The 19,238-nt window shown below is 63.9% G+C and carries 21 protein-coding genes; 8 read left to right on the plus strand and 13 right to left on the minus strand.

Annotated elements, in window-relative coordinates; all coding sequences use genetic code 11:
* Window positions 1–3: 3 nt before the first annotated feature.
* Window positions 4–168, minus strand: coding sequence for a DUF7331 family protein (locus C437_RS20510; RefSeq protein WP_004516076.1), 165 nt, complete (start codon window positions 166–168; stop codon window positions 4–6).
* A gap of 205 nt (window positions 169–373) precedes the next feature.
* Between C437_RS20510 and thiD the strand changes: the two genes are divergently transcribed.
* Together thiD and C437_RS06315 are read left to right on the plus strand one after the other, a co-directional pair.
* A complete protein-coding gene (gene thiD / locus C437_RS06310; RefSeq protein WP_079992054.1) occupies window positions 374–1,762 on the plus strand; it encodes a bifunctional hydroxymethylpyrimidine kinase/phosphomethylpyrimidine kinase in 1,389 nt (462 codons plus the stop codon).
* 71 nt (window positions 1,763–1,833) lie between these two features.
* Window positions 1,834–2,469 (plus strand): DsbA family oxidoreductase, encoded by a 636-nt coding sequence (locus C437_RS06315; RefSeq protein WP_004516078.1) that lies wholly within the window; start codon window positions 1,834–1,836, stop codon window positions 2,467–2,469.
* A gap of 20 nt (window positions 2,470–2,489) precedes the next feature.
* Here C437_RS06315 and ddh read toward each other — a convergent pair whose 3' ends face one another.
* From ddh to C437_RS06335, 4 genes are all read right to left on the minus strand, one after another.
* Window positions 2,490–3,416, minus strand: a complete 927-nt coding sequence (ddh, locus tag C437_RS06320) for a D-2-hydroxyacid dehydrogenase (RefSeq protein WP_004516079.1) — start codon at window positions 3,414–3,416, stop codon at window positions 2,490–2,492.
* A gap of 149 nt (window positions 3,417–3,565) precedes the next feature.
* Window positions 3,566–4,333, minus strand: coding sequence for a hypothetical protein (locus C437_RS06325; protein WP_004516080.1), 768 nt, complete (start codon window positions 4,331–4,333; stop codon window positions 3,566–3,568).
* 62 nt (window positions 4,334–4,395) lie between these two features.
* Complete coding sequence (locus C437_RS06330) at window positions 4,396–4,743, minus strand: thioredoxin family protein (RefSeq protein WP_004516081.1); 348 nt, start codon at window positions 4,741–4,743, stop codon at window positions 4,396–4,398.
* Between the two features lie 78 nt (window positions 4,744–4,821).
* Entirely contained in the window at window positions 4,822–5,382 is a 561-nt protein-coding gene (locus C437_RS06335; RefSeq protein ID WP_004516082.1) for a sugar O-acetyltransferase, read from the minus strand.
* A 379-nt stretch (window positions 5,383–5,761) separates the two neighbouring features.
* Here C437_RS06335 and C437_RS06340 point away from each other — a divergent pair, with 379 nt between their 5' ends.
* The gene (locus tag C437_RS06340) at window positions 5,762–7,738 is read left to right on the plus strand and encodes a DUF460 domain-containing protein (RefSeq protein ID WP_004516083.1); all 1,977 of its coding nucleotides are present in this window, start codon (window positions 5,762–5,764) and stop codon (window positions 7,736–7,738) included.
* A 109-nt stretch (window positions 7,739–7,847) separates the two neighbouring features.
* A complete protein-coding gene (locus tag C437_RS06345) occupies window positions 7,848–8,891 on the plus strand; it encodes a PAS domain-containing sensor histidine kinase (RefSeq protein ID WP_004516084.1) in 1,044 nt (347 codons plus the stop codon).
* A gap of 11 nt (window positions 8,892–8,902) precedes the next feature.
* Here C437_RS06345 and C437_RS06350 read toward each other — a convergent pair whose 3' ends face one another.
* The 7 genes from C437_RS06350 to C437_RS06380 form a co-directional block, all read right to left on the minus strand.
* The gene (locus C437_RS06350) at window positions 8,903–9,142 is read right to left on the minus strand and encodes a DUF7470 family protein (protein ID WP_004516085.1); all 240 of its coding nucleotides are present in this window, start codon (window positions 9,140–9,142) and stop codon (window positions 8,903–8,905) included.
* Between the two features lie 38 nt (window positions 9,143–9,180).
* Window positions 9,181–9,591, minus strand: coding sequence for an SCP2 sterol-binding domain-containing protein (locus C437_RS06355; protein ID WP_004516086.1), 411 nt, complete (start codon window positions 9,589–9,591; stop codon window positions 9,181–9,183).
* Between the two features lie 106 nt (window positions 9,592–9,697).
* Window positions 9,698–10,420, minus strand: a complete 723-nt coding sequence (locus C437_RS06360; RefSeq protein WP_004516087.1) for an ABC transporter ATP-binding protein — start codon at window positions 10,418–10,420, stop codon at window positions 9,698–9,700.
* A complete protein-coding gene (locus C437_RS06365; protein WP_004516088.1) occupies window positions 10,417–11,229 on the minus strand; it encodes an ABC transporter ATP-binding protein in 813 nt (270 codons plus the stop codon). Before C437_RS06365 ends, C437_RS06360 begins: the two co-directional genes overlap by 4 nt.
* Complete coding sequence (locus C437_RS06370; RefSeq protein WP_004516089.1) at window positions 11,222–12,331, minus strand: branched-chain amino acid ABC transporter permease; 1,110 nt, start codon at window positions 12,329–12,331, stop codon at window positions 11,222–11,224. The genes C437_RS06365 and C437_RS06370 overlap by 8 nt, the downstream gene beginning before the upstream one ends.
* On the minus strand, window positions 12,328–13,245 hold the full coding sequence (locus C437_RS06375) for a branched-chain amino acid ABC transporter permease (RefSeq protein WP_004516090.1): 918 nt from the start codon (window positions 13,243–13,245) through the stop codon (window positions 12,328–12,330). The genes C437_RS06370 and C437_RS06375 overlap by 4 nt, the downstream gene beginning before the upstream one ends.
* Window positions 13,246–13,274: 29 nt before the next feature.
* A complete protein-coding gene (locus C437_RS06380) occupies window positions 13,275–14,582 on the minus strand; it encodes an ABC transporter substrate-binding protein (protein WP_004516091.1) in 1,308 nt (435 codons plus the stop codon).
* A 140-nt stretch (window positions 14,583–14,722) separates the two neighbouring features.
* On the opposite strand from C437_RS06380, the gene C437_RS06385 reads away from it, so the two are divergent.
* Both C437_RS06385 and C437_RS06390 read left to right on the plus strand, forming a co-directional pair.
* On the plus strand, window positions 14,723–15,688 hold the full coding sequence (locus C437_RS06385) for a proline racemase family protein (RefSeq protein ID WP_004516092.1): 966 nt from the start codon (window positions 14,723–14,725) through the stop codon (window positions 15,686–15,688).
* Window positions 15,689–15,759: 71 nt separating this feature from the next.
* A complete protein-coding gene (locus C437_RS06390) occupies window positions 15,760–16,596 on the plus strand; it encodes a proline dehydrogenase family protein (protein ID WP_004516093.1) in 837 nt (278 codons plus the stop codon).
* Window position 16,597: 1 nt separating this feature from the next.
* Here C437_RS06390 and C437_RS06395 read toward each other — a convergent pair whose 3' ends face one another.
* Window positions 16,598–17,314, minus strand: a complete 717-nt coding sequence (locus C437_RS06395) for a helix-turn-helix domain-containing protein (RefSeq protein WP_004516094.1) — start codon at window positions 17,312–17,314, stop codon at window positions 16,598–16,600.
* A gap of 189 nt (window positions 17,315–17,503) precedes the next feature.
* Here C437_RS06395 and C437_RS06400 point away from each other — a divergent pair, with 189 nt between their 5' ends.
* Together C437_RS06400 and C437_RS21060 are read left to right on the plus strand one after the other, a co-directional pair.
* Window positions 17,504–19,027: an aldehyde dehydrogenase family protein gene (locus C437_RS06400; RefSeq protein ID WP_004516095.1), complete on the plus strand. Its 1,524-nt coding sequence runs from the start codon at window positions 17,504–17,506 to the stop codon at window positions 19,025–19,027.
* On the plus strand, window positions 19,020–19,148 hold the full coding sequence (locus C437_RS21060) for a hypothetical protein (RefSeq protein WP_275040378.1): 129 nt from the start codon (window positions 19,020–19,022) through the stop codon (window positions 19,146–19,148). Before C437_RS06400 ends, C437_RS21060 begins: the two co-directional genes overlap by 8 nt.
* The last annotated feature ends 90 nt before the right edge of the window (window positions 19,149–19,238 follow it).

Raw genomic sequence — 19,238 nt, forward strand, 5'->3', positions numbered from 1 at the left:
AGGTCAGGCCGACTTTCGTTCCGACGGGCAGCCAACCTGTACCGCATAGCTCGATTGAAGCCATGCGGTCGGGTTCTCGGTGTCGTAGACGACGACGTCGCCGCCGCCAGTGGTGAAGCTACCGTACTGCTCGTCGGAGTCGGTAGTATCGCGCGACGCTGGTTCCATTGTGGTACAAGGGCACATCCGACACAGCGCTACATAAATGTTTCTCAGATGTAGTATGAAGTATTATTAGCATACTAGGATTTGCCGCATAACAACGTCCGACTGATACGGATTGGTGTAGCGATTTACCCGTGTGTGCCGGTCCCGGGTGTCGGCACTATCCGGAGATAATCTACAGCAATCCGTATGAGAGACCAGCACCGATATGTGGCCGCCAACGAAGGCATCAGATATGACACGAACGGATGCCCCAGTGACACCGCCAGTCGTGCTGACCGTCGCCGGCAGCGACTCGGGCGGCGGGGCCGGCATCCAGGCTGACGTCAAGACCATCGAGGCCTGTGGCGGGTTTGGGACCAGCGCAATCACCAGCGTCACGGCACAGAACACCACGGGCGTACAGGGTCAGCATCTGCTTCCGATTGCAGAGATCGAGGCTCAGATCGAGGCCGTCGTCGACGACTTCGACGTGGCCGGAGTCAAGACGGGCATGCTCGCGACGAGCGAGGTCATCGATCTGGTCGCGGACCACGCCGCCGCCCTGCCGAACCTCGTCGTCGATCCGGTGATGGTGGCGGCGTCGGGCGACCGGCTGCTGGCCGCCGAGGCCGAAGACGCATACGAGTCACTCATCGCCGAAGCGACGGTCGTCACGCCCAACGCCGACGAGGCTGCCGTCCTGACCGGCCGCGACGTTGACGACCCCGTGGCCGCGGAACGAGCGGGGAAGGAGCTCGTGGAAATGGGAGCCGACAGCGCGCTCGTGAAGGGCGGCCACGTCCCGGGCGACGCCGTCGTCGATACCCTCGTGACCGAGGACGGGGTGACGACGTTCCGCCACGACCGGGTCGAGACCGAGGCCACCCACGGCTCCGGCTGTACGCTCTCTTCGGCCATCGCGACGCAGTTGGCCCACGGCGACGACCTGTCGACGGCGGTCGGAAGCGGTATCGACCTGCTTGCGAGCGCGGTCCGGTACAACGTCGACGTGGGCGAGGGACCCGGCGCGGTCCACCACCTCGTCCAGACGCGCAACGACGCCGCGCGCAATCCGACGAGCGAGGCCGTCGAGCGGGCTGTGTCGACGCTCGTCGATGCGGACGTGTCGGCGCTGGTCCCCGAGCGAGGGATGACCGTCGCCGGCGCGACACCGTACGCAGAGACGCCGGATTCGGTCGCGGCCGTCGAGGGCCGCATCGCCCGCACGATGGACGGCGTCCGGCCGAACCGCGGCGTCCGCTTTGGCGCGTCGACGACGGTGGCGCGTGCCCTGCTGGCCGCGAGAGAGCACGCCCCGGAACTGCGGTTCGCCGCCGACTGCCGGCTGACCGCTTCGGTCGAGGAGGCACTGGCGTCGCTTGACGGCGCTGTCGCAACGTACACCCCCGACGAGCGGCCGGATTCGGTTTCCGATGACGCCACGGCGCGGTGGGGCGTCGACCGGGCCTTCGAGGCAAGTGACGAGCCACCGGTCGCCGTCGTCGGCCGCGCAGGCATGGGTGTTAACGGGCGCGTAACGCTGCTTGCGACGGACGCCGACGACCTCGTCTCCCGGGTGGAGACTGTCCACGAGGCCATCGGAGACGACGCGTAGCGAAGCGGTCGTGCGCTGGTTCGACACAGACGGTGGCCGCGTTTAACCGCGAGCAACGCATACCCGGACGTATGAGTGAAACACAGTCGAGCGAGCGGATTACGGTCTTCTCGGACTACGTCTGCCCGTTCTGTTATCTCGGGCGCGAATCGCTCAGGCAGTACCAGTCGACGCGCGAGGCCGAACTCGAAATCGACTGGCACCCCTTCGACCTCCGGAGCGGGAAGCGCAACCCCGACGGCTCCATCGACCACTCCGTCGACGACGGCAAGGACGAGGACTACTACGAGCAGGCGAAAGAGAGTGTTCGCCGGCTTCAGGCGAAATACGACGTTGAGATGGATCTGGACATCACCACCGATATCGACTCACTGCCCGCCCAAATCTCCTCGTACTACATCAAAGAGCACTACGACTACGAGACGTGGCTTGCCTTCGACGTGGCCGTCTTCGATGCGCTGTGGCAGGACGGACGGGACATCGGCGACGAGGACCTGCTGGTCGACCTGGCCGAAGACGCGAGCGTCGACGGCGACGAAATCCGGTCGGCGCTCGCCGACGACGCGCTCCGCTCTGCGGTCCGCGAGAAGTTCACGGCGGCCCAGCAACAGGGTATCACTGGCGTCCCCACGTTCGCCTACGATGGGCACGCCGCCCGCGGTGCGGTTCCGCCAGAGCAGCTAGAACGGTTGGTCGAAGGTACCTGAGCGGGACCACCTGATTACCTTCACGCGACGCGGTTCCGCAGTGACTCGCCACGCATGACCCGTTCGACGTTTTCTTTCACGAGAGCCGCGATATCCTCGTGATACCGGCTCGTGGACGCGGCGACGTGTGGCGTCACGATAGCCGACTCGTGGTTCCAGAGCGGATGGTCGCCCGGCAACGGTTCTTCCCAGTGGGCGTCGAGAGCCGCTCCGGCAATCGTCTCAGTGTCGAGGGCGTTCAACAGCGCGTCCTCAACGACCACCGGCCCCCGAGCGACGTTAACGAGGTAGCTGTCCGCCCGCATCGCTTCGAGGAGAGCGGCGTCGACCATGCCTTCGGTCTCCTCGGTGAGCGGGCAACACAGCACGACGAAGCGCGCGTCGGCAACGGCACTGTCCAGTTCGTCAGGGGTGTATACGCGCTCGACGTTTTCCGCGGGGGCACCGGAGCGGCGGACGCCGATGACATCCATCCCCAGTGCGTCGGCCCGGTCGGCGATGCCCTGCCCGATGGTGCCCAGGCCGACCACGCACACCTGCTCGCCGGTCAGCGTGAACGGCGCGTCGTAGGGCTCCTGCGTCCAGTCGCTGTCACCTTGCCGGTCCCGATAGACGTGGAGGCGACGGGCGAACGCCGTCAGGTAGCCGATGACGGTTTCCGGGACGGTGTCGCCGTGAATGCCGGTGCTGTTCGTCAGTGCCGTCCCAGTCGCTTCGTAGACGTCCACGTCGAACTCGTCGTAGCCGGCGCGGACGCCGTGGACCCAGGTGGCGTCCAGAAACGCGTCTCGGGGGGAGAACGTGACGACGCAATCACCGGCGTCGAAGGTCACGTCGTCGCCGACGGTTTCGACAGGGACGTCAAACCCTTCCAACGCGGCGACCATCGCCTCCAGCGGACAGGCCTTCGCAACCGACTCGTGGACAGCGATTCTGGCGATATCCATACCTATTGCTGTCGCAGTGACTGTATATCGTTTTCCCGGAACGTGACCGGGCCCCGAAACCTCCCGGCGGCAAGCGAGCCACGGTGCGGGGACCACCGCCGCCGAGCGGTCTCGACCGAGAGGCTCGATGAGACGCGGACAGCAGCCAATCAGACAGTTGTTGTCGGCGTGCCGTCCTCGCTCGGGGCCGACGGCGGCGTCCCGTCACTCTCGCGGAGTTGCTCGAATGCGACCGCGATAACTGCGGTGCTGTACAGCGACACCAGCGGTTGAATGACGATGGTCGGCAACTGCGCGGCCGGCTGTGGGAGTGCCAGCGAGCCGACGAGCCCAACAACACCGCCGAGAAGCGCCCCGACAGCAACGACGATGAACAGCAGGACGAACATCCCAACCCGGTCGCCCTCAGTGAGCCGGTAGCTCTCCTTGAGCGCCGCGACGAAGTTCCGGTCGTCGACGATGACGTACGGCATCATGAAGATAAACACGACGTACGCGAAAATGCCGGGGATGAGGAACAGGACCGACCCGATGAACACCAGCAGGCTGTAGACGATGCCGCCGACAAGCACGTTCACCATCGCCAGCGGCACGTTCCGCGTAAACGCGCCGGCAGGAAAGCTGTCGCGTGCGTCGCCGGCGAACGTCCGGAAGCTGACGATAGTGAGATACAGCGAGACAACGGAGCCGATGGCGATACCAGCACCAGCGACGTTGAGCGGGATGTCGAAGGTGAATGGCAGGGCTGCGGTGACATCACCGTACCCCAGCCTGGTGAAGGTTGTCGCTATGATTGTGTTAAACAGTGCCTGAAAGCTAATCATCAGGGCGAGAAACGCCCCGAACAGTATCGCGCCGGTGCGACTGAACAGCCGATACCCCGCCTCTTCGAGGGCGGAGCCAATTTGGAGGGCCATCAAGAGAGCGCTTCGACAAGTGGTGGTATAAGTGTTGTCGCAGTGTGACAATTCTACTCAGTTCAGCTGCCCGATTCTGACCCGCTCTCGATGAACTCGATAAGCTCCTCGGCCGGGACGAACCCGTCGGCACGGCGGTCGATAAGTTCTCCATCGGCAAACAGCAGGAACGTCGGGACACTCCGGACATCGAACGCGTCGACGGCATCGAGGTCACCCTTCGGATTGAACACGACTACTGTGGCGTCGGTGGCTTTCGCGGCGATGTCGAGTATCGGCTCCATCGACTTGCAGATTGTACAGCCGCTTGTCCGGACCATCGCCAGTACGCGGTCAGTCGTCGCCAGCACGTCGTCAAGTTCGCTCCGTGTTTCGACCGTCCGAACGCTGTTTTCGGTTGTTGTGTTCATACAGTCGGTACGTGCCACAGCGCGAAGAACCCCGCGACGGGCCACACCCGTTCGGACGTACCCCCCTACAGGGGGGCGTCAGTCCTCGATTTCCCGCACGACCGACGCGGGGTTTCCCTGGACGACGACGCCGGACGGAACGTCATCGGTGACGACCGCGCCGGACCCGATGACGGCGTCGTCACCGATGGTGACGCCCGGATTGATGACCGCCTGCCCGCCGATCCAGACGTTGTCGCCGACAGACACCGGCTTCCCGTACTCGACGCCGCTGCGTCGTTCATCCGGGTCCAGCGGATGCGTCGCGGTGTAGATGTGGACGCCCGGCCCGAGCAAGCAATCGTCGCCGACATCGACCCGGCAGACGTCCAGCACGACACAGTCGAAGTTCGCGTAGAACCCGTCGCCGACGTGGATGTTGTCGCCGTAGTCACACCGGAACGGGGGTTCGACGTGACAATCCGCGCCGACGGAGCCGAACAGGTCCTCGATGAGCGACCGTCTGGTGTCGGTTTCCCCTGGCTCGGTCCGGTTGTACTCTCGGGTGAGTTCGTTCGCCCGCTCACGGGCGGCGACGAGTTCCGGGTCGCTCGCATCGTAGCGCTCGCCAGCGAGCATCTTCTCTCGCTCAGCGGTCATCCCAATCGTCCTCCGAAGTGTCGCTCGGGGCGAAGCGAGGTGTAAGCATAGTGGGCCGTCGGACCGCCCTGGTAAGAGATGTTTGGGTCGGCAATCCCGAACTAGCGGGAGTCGTACCGGTATCAGCCGTTCTTATCGAGAGTCAGAAACCACCACCGCAAGCCGGTTAGTCAGTCTGTGCAGGGTGGGACTGAAAGGGGCCGAGCGGAGGGCGTGTCTGACGACCGTAGCACCGGAGCGAAGCGAGGAGCGCACGGAGTCAGACACGTCGTCCGCGAGGGGGCTTTCTGGCTGTTCGGAATTTCTATCGCACGATCAAACCAGCCCCATCTTGCTAGCCCGGAACGGATTTATAATCGACCACCGCCTACCATGGTCCGTGAACCGCACGGCAGCGCTCGACGCAGTCGTCTTCGGTGTCGATATCCAGAGCGGCGACGTGCGCGGCGACGCGCCGTCGTACGCGCTGGTGGTCTTCGACGGGGAATCAGTCGAGCGAGACGTGGTCTCGCGGCGAAAGCTCCGCCGGCGTATCGACGACGAGGAGCCGGCTATCGTCGCGACGGACAATATGTACGAACTCGCCGAGGACAAGGACGCCCTGATCCACGTCCTCGGGTCGCTCCCCGACGAGACGAAACTGGTGCAGGTGACCGGCGACGAGCGCCCGGAGCCGCTCTCGCGGGTCGCCAAGCGCCACGGCGTCCCCTACGGCAAGGACCCGATGGAGGAGGCCGAAGCCGCGGCCCGGCTTGCCGCCGCCAACGTTGGCCAGGAGGTGTCGGCGTTCACCGACACGACCGAAGTGAAGGTCTCGCGGGGCCGCTCGACCGGAAAAGGCGGCTGGTCAGAGGACCGCTACACCCGGCGCATCCACGGCGCGGTCAGGAAGCGGGCGCGGGAAATCGAGTCCGAACTCGATGCCGCTGGGCTAGAGTACGAGCGAGACGTGACAGAGAAGTACGGCGGATTCTCCAACGCCGTGTTCCGGGTGTCGGCGCGACCGCAGGACATCCCCGTATCGAGAGCGCGGTCAGGCGACACACGCGTCGAAATCGAGCGCCAGCGACGCGACGGCATCGAGTTCAGGCCACTGGCGAAACGGCGCGACCACGTCATTGTCGGCGTCGACCCCGGGACGACGACGGCCGTTGCCATCGTCTCTCTCGACGGCACCGTGCTGGACGTGTACTCCTCGCGGACCGACGACACCGCCGCGACGACGGAGTGGATTATCGAGCGCGGGCGGCCGGTCGTCGTCGCCGCCGACGTGACACCGATGCCGGAAACCGTCGAGAAGCTCCGGCGCTCCTTCAGCGCCGCCGGCTGGGAGCCCGACACCGACCTCCCGGTCGACGAGAAGAAACACCGGACTCGGGAGGAGGCCTACGACAACGACCACGAACGCGACGCGATGGCCGCCGCCCTCTATGCCTTCGACCACCACGCCGACCAGTTCGAGCGCGTCGCGGGCAAGGTCCCGCCACAGTACGACGTGGGACCAGTCATCGACCGCGTCGTCGCCGGCGAGGAGAGCGTCGAAACAGTGTTGCGGGACCTCGAAGATGACGACGGCGAGGACGAGGACACCACGACGCACGAGCCGCGGGAACTCACCGACGACGAGAAGGAAATCAAGCGGCTGAATGCCCGCATCGAACGACTTGAGTCACACGTCGACGACCTCAAAGAGACCATCAAACGCAAGGACGACCAACTCTCCGAGAAAGACAAACAGCTGGAGAAAGCCCGCAGCGAGGGGCGGCGTGAAGTCAGGAAGGACCGCGAGGTGACACGGCTCCAGCGGCGTAACGAGGCCCTCGAACGGAAAGTCGAGGAAGAGGAGGAGAAGCGCGAGGCGCTGGCCGACAAGCTCGACCGACTGAAAGCGCTGTGGAAGCTCGACCACTCGAACTTCGCCGACGTCTCGGAGAAACAGGAGGGGCTGACGCCAGTGAAGGTGGTCGAGCAGTTCACCAGGGACGCCATCGCCGACGCCGACGAGCGGTTCGGCCTCGTCGAGGACGACATCGTCATGTTTCGGGACGCCTCCGGCGCGGGCCGGTCAACGGCCCAGCAGTTGGCGGATATCGATCCGAAAATCGTGCTTCGGAACGGGAACCTCTCCGACATCGCCGATCAGGTGCTGTTCGACAACGACATCCCCGTCGCGCCGACGGAGCTGGTCACCGTGCAGGAAGTGGACGAACTGGCCGTCGCCCGCGAAGGCGAGATTGAGGCGGCAATAGCGGACTGGGAGGAGCGGGCCGCCGACCGCCGCAAGGAGCAGAACGCGGAGATGGTCGATCAGATTATCAGCGAACACCGGGCCGACCGGCCGACGAGCGAGAACTAGGCGCAGTGCTGAGACTCCGCGGGCGGTCCCGCCCTGCTACCGGATCTGCTGCGCCGATTGTGCGCTCTCTATACTGCGTAGTTATGTCCTTCGGGTGCGTTTCTCTCGCATGGAAGACCAGTGTCGTGTTCTGGCGGCCGCAGTCGAGACGCTCGATGATGTCTTCTACGTCTACGACGCAGACGGCAAACTGGCACACTGGAACGCTCGGCTGAACGAGCTGTTCGACCTGACAGATAGTGAACTGTCGGGAACAGCGCCGACCAAGTTCTTCATCGCAGACGACCAGGAGGCCGTTGAAGCAGCCATCGATGAGGTGTTTGAGTCAGGGCAAACGAACGTCGAGGCGCGGGCAGAGACGACAGAAGGGGTGGTGACGTTCGAACTCAGCGGCCGGCTCCTCATGGGGGACGACGGCACAGTGCAGGGGTTCAGCGGTGTCGGTCGCGACATCACGGACCGGCGTGAACGGGAGTGGCACCTCCAGCGACAGAACGAGCGGCTCACGGAGTTCGCTGACCTGTTGGCACACGACCTCCGGACACCGCTTGCCGTCACCAGCGGCCACCTCGAGCTCGCTGCCCGAGAGATGTCGTCTGAACATATTGACGCCGCCAGAGACGGACTGAGGCGGTTAGAGGCCATTATCGACGATATGCGAACCGCGACTAGGGAGGGAGCGCTGGCAACAGCCGAGCAGGCGGTCGATATCGCCGACGTGGCGACGACGGCGTGGAACCACGTCGAAACCGGCAATGCAGCGCTGGAACCGCCGCCACCAATACTGGTCGAGGCAGACCCGAAGCGGCTGCTCCGGCTGTTCGAGAATATCTTCGTCAACGCCGTCACACACGGCCCTGCAAGCGACGACCACGCATCTGAGGCAGAACGCGAAGCTAGCACTGAGATCACAGTTCGTCTCGTGCCGACGACCGACGGCTTCGCTGTCGAGGATGACGGACAGGGGATTGACCCCGACGAACGGGAGTGGGTGTTCGAACCGGGCGCGTCACAGGCGGCTGACGGGACCGGGTTCGGCCTCTACATCGTCAGAGCAATCGCCGAAGCCCACGGCTGGACAGTACGTGCCACAGCAGGAGAACGCGGCGGTGCACGGTTCGAGTTCGACGTCGATGCGGACACCACCTGTTAGTCAGGTCCGATTCAGGGCATGCCGTCGCCGCCCATACCGCCGCCACCCATGCCACCCATACCACCCATGCCGCCACCGAGTCCGAACGCGCCGAGCAGGCTCGTGACGAGACCGTAGACGACCAGTCCGAGGCCGCCGACGACCAGAGCGATACCGACGGCGACGATAGGTGCCTGCCACGCGACCAGACCGATGCCGGCGAGCAACACGACGATGCCGCCGATACCAACCGCACCGAGTTTGTCGAGCATACCCGTGTAGGCCAAGCGGGCGGACAAAAGCCCGTCGGTCAGTACTCGAACTCGGTGTCGACATTCTGTGCTGCCGCGACCATCTCGGCGATGGTGTCCTGCCGGCGAAGTAGCCGCATCGTGTCGCCCTCGACCTCGAAGGTCCCGTCCATCGCGGCGGCGGAGATATCCAGATCACCCTGCAACATTGTGACCCACCGACTGTAGGGGCCACGGAACGCGAAGTCGTACTCGGGGTCTGCGACCGTTCCAGCGGCGGTACAGACACCATCCTTGATCACCACGACGAACTGTATTGATTCGCCGGTGTAGGCGTCGTCGGCGCGGATTTCAAAACAGAATACAGCGGTAAAGTCGTCAGCGCTGTCGGCGAACTCAGACCGGTCGTTGATCCGGTCGCGCCACGCGGCAGCCCAGTCGTCGGCCTCGGTCGGCAGCGTCACAGTCATTGGCAGGCGGTATGCAAGGGGGGCTTTTCTGTGTTGCCTTGTCCGCTCGGGGAGCGTCGCCGTCGCGGCTCCACAGCGAACCCGAGTAAAACAGCGAAATGTGGCCTCAGCGGCGCGATTCGCCGCCGAGATACAGCCGGGACACCTCGGGGTCGTCGAGCAGCGAGTCGGCCTCGCCTTCGAACTTGACCGTCCCCTGATCGAGGACGAACCCGCGGTCGGAGATACCCAGTCCCTCGCGGGCGTTCTGCTCGACCATCAGAATCGACGTGCCGAGTTCGTTGACGGTCTCCACGTCGTCGAACACCTCTTTTGCGGTGTTCGGTGCCAGCCCGGCGCTTGGCTCGTCGATGAGCAACACGTCGGGCTCCATCACCAGCGCACGGGCGAAGGCAAGCACCTGCCGCTGACCGCCCGACAGCGTCTTCGCGTTCGCAGTGCGCTTGTCGTCAAGGATAGGGAACCGGTCGTACAGTTCGGCAACGACTTCGTCGAGGCCGCCGTCGCGAGCGACCCCACCCATCCGGAGGTTCTCGTCGATGGTCAGCGAGCCAAAGACGTTCTCGGTCTGTGGGACGTAGCCGACACCGATGCGGACGATATCCTCGGGGGCCATCCCGCCGATCTCGCGGTCGCCGAGGCGGATAGAGCCGGTCCACGGGTCGAGCATCCCGAACACCGTTTTGAGGACGGTGGACTTGCCGGCCCCGTTTGGGCCGACGAGACAGGCGATCTCTCCCTCGCCGAGCGTCAGCGAGAGGTCGTCGAGCACCTGCACCTCGCCGTAGCCGCTGTCGACGCCGTCGACGGTGAGGATGGGGTCGGTCATTCCGACGGCCCTCCCAGATAGGCGTCGATGACGCGCTCGTCGCTCCGGACCGCCTCGGGCGGCCCCTCGACGAGGACACTCCCCTGATTGAGGACGACAATCGGGTCGGCCAACCGCATGATGAAGTTCATGTCGTGTTCGATGATGAGGAAGGTGATGCCCTCCTCGTTGAGTTCTTCGATGAACCCAGCCAGTTTGTCTGCCAGCACGGGATTGACGCCGGCAACAGGTTCGTCCAGCAGCAACAGGTCGGGCTCGGCCATCATCCCGCGTGCCAGTTCGACCAGTTTCATCTGCCCGCCGGAGAGGTCCGTCGCGGGCTGGGTGGCCAGGTCGCCGATCTCGAACCGTTCGAGCATCGTCTGGGCCTGTTCGAGCGAGCGCCGTTCCTCCTGTTCGACGGTGCTCGGCGAGGTGAACAGCGGGATAATCGACTCCCCGGTCTGGTTGTGTGGCCCCACCAGCAGCGCCTCCCGGACGGTCATCCCCTCCGGTTTGCGCGGCGTCTGGAATGTCCGGATCATCCCTTGATCGGCGATTTCGTGGGGCTTCTGGCCGGTTACGTCGACACCGTTAACGGCGACCGAGCCCGCATCGGGCTCGTAGAAGCCCGAGACGAGATTAAACAGCGTGGACTTACCGGCCCCGTTCGGGCCGATGAGGCCAGTAATCGTGCCGCGTTCGACCTCGATGGACGCGTCGTCAGTCGCCACGAGGCCGCCGAAGCGTTTCTCCAGCCCTTCAGCACGGAGCACCGGGTCGTCCTTCCCGAGAATGGGGCCGTCGGAGACGAGCGACTGCTCACTCATCGCGACCACCGCCCAGCGAGTCGGGCCAGATGAGTTCGCGCTCCGGTGGGAGGATTCCCTCCGGGCGGAGTCTGACGATGAAAATGATAAGCAGGCCGACCAGCATGAGTCGCAGCGGGGCCGCGCCGATTGGGAGCGCCCCCGTGTCGGTCATGAACCGGGTTCCCTGCTGGATAGCGACGATTGTGAACCCGCCCAGCATCGCGCCGCGGTCGCTGCCGGTGCCGCCGAGGATGACGGCGACCCAGACGTAGAACGTCGTGATGGGCTGCAGGTCCGAGGGGCTGACGAACAACACGAGATGGGAGTAGAACACACCCGCAAGCGCCATGATGAGGCTCCCGATGACGAACGCCTGCATCTTGAATGCGAACGTATCCTTGCCGAGCGTCTCCGCGAGGTCCTCGTCGGTCCGAATCGTCCGCAGGACGCGGCCCCACGGCGACTGGTGAATCCGACGGAGGAACAGGTAGACGGCCGCGACGATGACTGTGACCAGCACGACGTTCAGCGCGCTGGTGACGACTGACTGACTCATATTGAACAGCGGCGTCCCGCCTACGTAGAAGATGTACGGGTAGGTCAGGTCGCCGAGCACGGGCCAGTCGGAGAAAAACAGCGGGATGCCGGTCAGTCCGGCGCTACCCGCCGTCCACTGCGATTCGTTGAGGATGAAGATACGCACGACTTCTGCAAGGCCCAGCGACGCGATTGCGAGGTAGTCGTCGCGGAGCTTCAGCGTCGGATACCCGATGATGACCGCGAGCACTGCAGCGAGGCCGAGGCCGCCGAACAGCGCGATGACGGGGCTGACGCCGCCGGATATCGGCGAGCCGGACGCCGTCAGCAACGCGGTCCCGTACGCGCCGAGGCCGAAGAAGGCCGCGACGCTGAAGTTGATCATGCCGCCGTACCCCCACTGGACGTTCAGCCCCATCGAGAGGAGCATATACATCGCCGACAGCCCGACGAGATACAGCAGGTACGCCGGGGCGAGGACGCCGGTGATGACCGCGAGAAGCAGGAGCGCGGCGAGCGCGCCCAGCAGCCCCGCGACGCCTTTTTCTCGGGGCGAGTACGTCCCGACATCGAGCGTACTCATGTCATATCACCCGCAATACCGCGGGGCCTGACAAGCAGGACCGCGACCATGATGACGAAGGCGACAGCCGGGGCGTAAGCGGTCCCAATCGGGAGGCCGATGTCGCTGAGCAGCGGCGTCAGTTCGTGGAGCATCCCGATGAGGAGCCCGCCGAGCATCGCGCCGTACACCGAGCCGATACCGCCGAGGATGACCGCGGCGAACACGACCAGCAGGATTTCGAAGCCGATGCGCGGGTCGAGCTGGCTGTACAGCGCGAGGAAGACGCCACCGGCGGCGGCTAGGGCGCTGCCGACGACCCACATCACGAGGATAACGCGGTCGGTCCGGATGCCGCTCACGCGTGCAAGATCGGGGTTGTCCGCGGTCGCACGCATCTTCCGCCCCAGCGTCGTCCGCTGGAGCAAGAGGTGCAGAGCGGCGACGAGCACCGCCGCGCTGACAATAATCGCGACATCGCGCTGTGTCACTGCGACGTCAAGCGTGTCCAACAACACCGGAATCGGCCCGCTACGGCGGATGTCGTACTGGAGGAAGTCTGTTCCGAAGGTCCCCTGTAACACCGCGCGGTAGACAAACGCCACGCCGATGCTCGTGATGAGCAGCCCGATTGAGTCCGTATCGAGGGGCTTGTACACGAAGATGTGGGTCAGCACAGCGACGACGGCCGCAATCGCCATTCCGACTGCCAGGGACAGGAAGAACCCGATCGGGAGACCGAGAATGGTGCCGCCGAGGCCGCCGAACACGCCGAAGGCGACGAACGCTCCGTAGGCACCCAGGGTCATCGTATCGCCGTGAGCGAAGTTGGCGAAGTCGGCGATGCTGTAGACCAGCGAGAGCCCGATACTCCCGAGGATGATGATACTACTGAAAACGAGCCCGTTTGCCAGGTACTGTAATATCTGCGCCATTGGTGAAAATGGAAAGGGTCGTGGCCGCCTTAGCCCTCGATGAAGCCGGCGGATTCGTACGCGTGGTCAACGACTTCGAACACCTGTAGCAACCCGACCGGGTCGCCGTTCTCGTCGAGATCGATGGGGCCGCTCACGCCAGTGTAGTCCACGTCCGACGGCGAGCCACCGTTTGCCAGGATTTCGTGTGCCTCCTCGTAGGTGGTCGCTTCCTCGCCTTCGGGCCGGGTCACGTCTCGGACGACTTCCATGAGCGCCGAGCCCGTGAACTCGTCCGCGGCCTCGATGGCGAGCGCGCTGACGACCACAGCGTCGTAGGCGTACGCCGACCACGACGTGGGTTCCTCGCCGAAGCGGTCCTCGAACTCCGAGACGAACGCCTGGTAGTTCTCGGCGTCCTGTGGGACGCTCGGGACCACTGCCTTCATCCCGTTGAGACTGCCTTCCGGAGCCGATTCGAGGACTTTCGGCCCTTTGACGCTGTCGCCGCCGTACCAGGCGGCCTGATCGGTGACACCCAGGTCGAACGCCTCCTGAGACATCGTCGCGAACTCCGGCTGATAGGTGATGAACACCCACGCGTCGGCGTCGGTATCAGACATCGACGAGATGGTGCTGCTGTAGGAGGACTGCCCCTGGTCGTGGGGTTCGTTGTAGACGATCTCCCCGTCGAACGAATCGAGGAAGGCCTCACCGACGGACTGGCCGTAATCGTTGTTGATCCAGGCTAGCGCGGCGGACTCCTGGCCGTCGTCTTCGAGGAGCGTGGAGATCGCCTCCGCCTGTGCCTTGCCGGCTGGCGGCATCCGAAGCAGGTCCGGGAAGTTCGTCAGGTTCGGGCTAGTGCTGTTCTGGCTGATCTGGACGACGTCCGTGTTCTGGACGACGCTCTCGTGGATAGCCGTGCTGACACCGCTGCCGACGGTCCCGATGAGCAGCGGGACCTCCTCCTGATTGACCAGTGTCTGGGCTGCGCTGACGCCACCCTGACTCGTGCTCTGGTCGTCCTGCTGTGAGATCTCCAGTTCGCCACCACCGACGCCGACCGAGTTGATGTCGTCGAGCGCGATCTCTTTGCCGCGCTGGTTCCGCTGCCCGAACGCCGACAGCGAGCCGGAGAGGCTGTCTACCATTCCGATAGTATAGGTTTCGGAACCGGAGTCCGTCGAGGAGTCCGTTGATTCGCCGTCGCCGCCGTCGCTGCTGTCACCGCCGTCGCCACCATCACCGTCTTCGGGAGCACCGCCGGAACAGCCGGCGAGGCCGACGAGTCCAGCACTGGCAGCGGCTTTGATTACGCTTCGCCTGTCAATCGAACGCTTGTCATGGTCGTTCATGGTATACTGATATCCTTTTTCGTAAGTCCCTGTATAACCGTGTCCCCGTCCATGGTAGGCACCATGTTCTCGACGGCATACGAGAAGCCCTAAATTAATACTTCTGGAACGCGTCTGTCGCATAGAGTATCGCTACGGCTATGGAACAGACGGAGTTCACCACGGTAGACACACACACGGGCGGGGAACCGACGCGCATCGTACTCGACGGTATCGAGGCCGACACACTCGCTGGAGCGACCGTCGAAGAGAGACGCGACCGGTTCGCAGCCACGTCCGACGACATCCGGAAGCTCCTCATGCAGGAACCCCGTGGGCATGCGGATATGTTCGGAGCGGTCCCGGTGCCGACCGACCGGGCCGATCTCGGGGTGTTCTTCATGGATACTGATGGCTATCTGGATATGTGTGGCCACGGCCTCATCGGGGTCGTGACCGCACTCATCGAGCAGGGCGAACTTCCTGAGACACCAGAGTTGACCGTCGAAACCCCCGCTGGACTGGTCGACGTGACGGCCGAGATAACTGATGGTGTCGTCCGCCGCGTTGCGTTCGAAAACGTCGACAGTTACGTCTGTGAGACGGTTACTGTCGAACAGGACGGCGACCCGGTCGCGGCTCGTATCGTCTATTCCGGGAACTATTTCGCCGTTGTCGACGCCGACACCATCGGCGTCACGCTCGACTGTGAAGACGCTACGCAGTGTATCGGCCCCGCGCTGGAACTCCGCCGGGCAGTCAACGATGTTGCACCCAAAGACCCGCTCACCGGTTCGTCGGTGACCGTTTCTGCAGTCGAACTCACCGCCCGCGACGACCGGAGCTGTGTGGTGTTCGCCGACGGGTCCGTCGACCGCTCTCCCTGCGGAACAGGTACGTGCGCGCGACTGACGCTCCATCACGTCGACGGCGACCTCGCTACCGGCGAGCGTGTCGAAGTGACTGGTCCGGTCGGGTCGACGTTTGAGGGGTATATCACTGACACCAGCGTCAACGACGGCGTCACCGTGACTAAGCCGGTCGTCTCGGGCACAGCACATATCACGGGCGAGCACACGTTTTACCGGACCGACGACGATACGCTCGGCAGTTTCACGCTCACTTGATTTCAATCGATAAGAGCTGATTTTTTTGGTAGGGGGTGCGTTTAGGCCCATATAGTGGCGTAGTTTCGATAATGATTCCGCCAATAGCGAACAACTTCGTCGCCGGGGAGACAGCGCCGGGGGCGCTCGACCACGTCGCTTCGCTCAATGACGACGGCGTCAAGGGTATCCTGAATTTGTTAGGCGAACACTACGACGAGCGCCAGCCCGCCGACGAGGACGCAGACCAGTACATCGAGTTGATAAAAGAAATCGACAGGAGCGGCCTCGACTGCGCTATCTCGGTCAAGCCGTCCCAGATTGGCCTCGACGTTGGCGACGACATATTCGTCGAGAATCTCGAACGCATCGTCGCGGCGGGCGACGACCGCGATGTCTTCGTCTGGGTCGATATGGAAGACTACACCACGACCGACGTGACCCTCGACGCGTACGAGCGACTCGTTACGGAACACGAGGGGGGCGTCGGCGTCTGCACGCAGGCAAACCTCAAGCGCACGCCCGAGGACCTCGAACGGCTCGCGCCTCTGCCCGGGAAGGTCCGATTGGTCAAGGGGGCCTACTCCGAGCCGGAGCGTGTCTCCTACAAAAAGAAAGAGCGCGTCAACGACGCCTATCGGGACTGTCTCGAGCTGATGTTCGAGGAGTTCGAGGGCGGCATCGGCGTCGGTAGCCACGACCCGGCGATGATAGACTACGCGAAGGACCTCCACGACGAGTACGGCACTGACTACGAGGTACAGATGCTAATGGGCGTCCGTGACGACGCACAGCGGGACCTCGCCGCAGAAGGCGTCCCGATGTGGCAGTACATCCCCTACGGCGACAAGTGGTTCTCCTACTTCTATCGGCGTGTCCGCGAGCGCAAGGAGAACGCGCTGTTCGCTGTCCGGGCCGTGCTGAGCTAATCTATTGATCCGGGTCTAACAGCTTCGCTTCCGCCTTTCTGAGGTGTTCCAGCAGCGTCGTCTTCGAAACGCCGAGTTTCGAGGCGAGTTCGCGCGTCGAGATGCCCCGCGGCCACGCGTAGTAGTCCTCCTGTCTGGCGAGTTCGAACGCTTCGCGCTGGCTGTCTGAGAGGCGGTCCATCCGTCGGAGCTGCTGCGGATTGCCGCCGCCGGCGGAGGTGATTCGCGTCACTTCGATATCGGCCGACTGTTCTTCCCGGATCTCATCGAGGAGCGACTCGGCTTCGTCGCGGGAGTCCGCGAAAAACACCGGCCAGTGCTCGCGACCATGGCGGACGCGAACCGGGTCGTTGTGGATGAATCCCCGCGAGAGAAGGCTGTCGCTGATTGTATTGTCCGGGTCGTACTCGACGAACAGTTCACGGGTCGTGTTTCCCGGCGACGAACCCGTACCAGTCGCGCCGTGACGTTCGCGCAGTTCCAGCACAGAGTCGGTCAGCGACGAGTCACGAGTCGCGTCGACAAGGTCCTCGACATCGCTAATGCTGTCGGCGTACGCCGTGAACAGGCCCTTTACGCTACCGTTCTGTGTGTTGTACACGCCGTGAGCCAGCAAGCCGGCAGCCGTCTTGTCGGTCACTTCGAGCGTCCAGCAGTCAGGATGCCAGATGCTCAGGGTAAGCTGGAGTCCGCTGTGTTCTGATTGTGCTTTGCTCATACTGGGCGCCCTCCGTATGAAGGGATGCTAAGGGTAGTCACGATATGGACGCAAATAAAGGTGCGGTTCATAAGGGAAACACCGACCATGGGAAGTAATGCCCATTTGCCGGTGATACGTCAGGCCACAGTGGCCCCCCTGACCATGGACGGTGGAACATATTGGTGGGGGACGCGTACAGTACCTACCATGAGTACAGACGACTCACGACGGCACTACATCGACGGCGAATGGACGACAGGCACAGGTGACGAAACGTTCACAAGTCAGAACCCGGCCACCGGTGAGGCACTCGCGTCGTTCCACCGCGGGACCGAAGACGATGTCGACCGCGCACTGGCCGCGGCAGAGGACGCCTACGACGAGTGGCGCTCGCTTTCGCACATCGACCGCGCGGAGTACCTCTGGGATATTTACCACGAGCTACGTGACCGCCACGAGGAACTGGGCGAAATCGTCACCATGGAGTGTGGCAAGGAGATCAGCGAAGGGCTGGCCGACGTGACGGAGTCCTGGCACATGGTCGAGTGGGCTGCCGGCAACGCCCGCCACCCCCACGGCGACGTGGTCCCCTCCGAAATCGCCAGCAAGGACGCCTATATGCGGCGCAAGCCAAAGGGCGTCGTCGGCTGTATCACCCCGTGGAACTTCCCGGTCGCCATCCCGTTCTGGCACCTCGCCGTAACGCTGGTCGAGGGTAACACCGTCGTCTGGAAGCCCGCCGAGCAGACGCCGTGGTGTGCCCACATCATCGCCGAGATGTTCGAGGACTCAGGCATTCCGGACGGCGTGTTCAACCTCGTGCAGGGCTACGGCGACGCCGGCAACGCCATCGTCGAAGACGACCGCGTCGAGACGGTCCTCTTCACGGGCAGCGCCGAAGTCGGCCACAAGATCGCCTCGAAGGTCGGCGGCGAACCCGGCAAGATCGCCGCCTGCGAGATGGGCGGGAAGAACGCCGTCGTCATCACCGAAGAGGCCGACCTCGACATCGCCGTCCACTCGGCCGTGATGTCCAGCTTCAAGACGACCGGCCAGCGCTGTGTCTCCTCGGAGCGGCTCATCGTCCACGAGGACCTGTACGACGAGTTCAAAGAGCGGTTCGTCGACATCGCATCGGATATCGCCGTCGGCGACCCGCTGGAGGAGGACACCTTCATGGGCCCGCTCATCGAGGACGACCAGGTCGAGAAGTTCAAACGCTACAACGACCTCGCCCGTGAGGAGGGCGCGAACGTGCTCGTCGACCGCGCCGACCTCGGTGCCGAAGAGATCCCCGAGGGCCACGAGGAGGGCCACTGGGTCGGCCCGTTCGTCTACGAAATCGACTATGATGAGGACCTGCGCTGTATCAACGAGGAAGTGTTTGGCCCCCACGTCGCCCTGCTGAAGTACTCGGGTGACTTCGATCGGGCGCTTGAGATGCACAACAGCGTCGACTACGGCCTCGCCGGCGCGATCATCTCAGAGGACTACCGCCAGATCAATCAGTTCCGCGACGAGGCCGAAATCGGCCTCGCGTACGGCAATCTCCCGTGTATCGGCGCGGAGGTCCACCTGCCATTCGGCGGCGTCAAGAAGTCCGGCAACGGCCTTCCGAGCGGCCGCGAGGTCATCGAGGCCGTCACCGAGCGCACCGCATGGACACTCAACAACTCCAAGGACATCGAGATGGCACAGGGCCTGTCGGCGGACATCATCACCGATGAGTAAGTCCGTCCAGCCGCCGGAGATCGGCTCCGTTTGCCCGCGCTGTCGCGGCGAGACGACGACGGCGAAAGGCATCGAGACCTGCACCGATTGCTCGTGGGTCGGCTGCCTCGGCGCTGACTGAGGCGGCGACCGCGCTTTTCTGTACGGCCCCAGCGTCTGTCCCACCCCGTGTCGGGGGCCACGGACCGCATTTGCGGTCCAACTTTTCCAA

This window comes from Haloarcula vallismortis ATCC 29715, assembly GCF_000337775.1.
Taxonomy (GTDB): Archaea; Halobacteriota; Halobacteria; order Halobacteriales; family Haloarculaceae; genus Haloarcula; species Haloarcula vallismortis.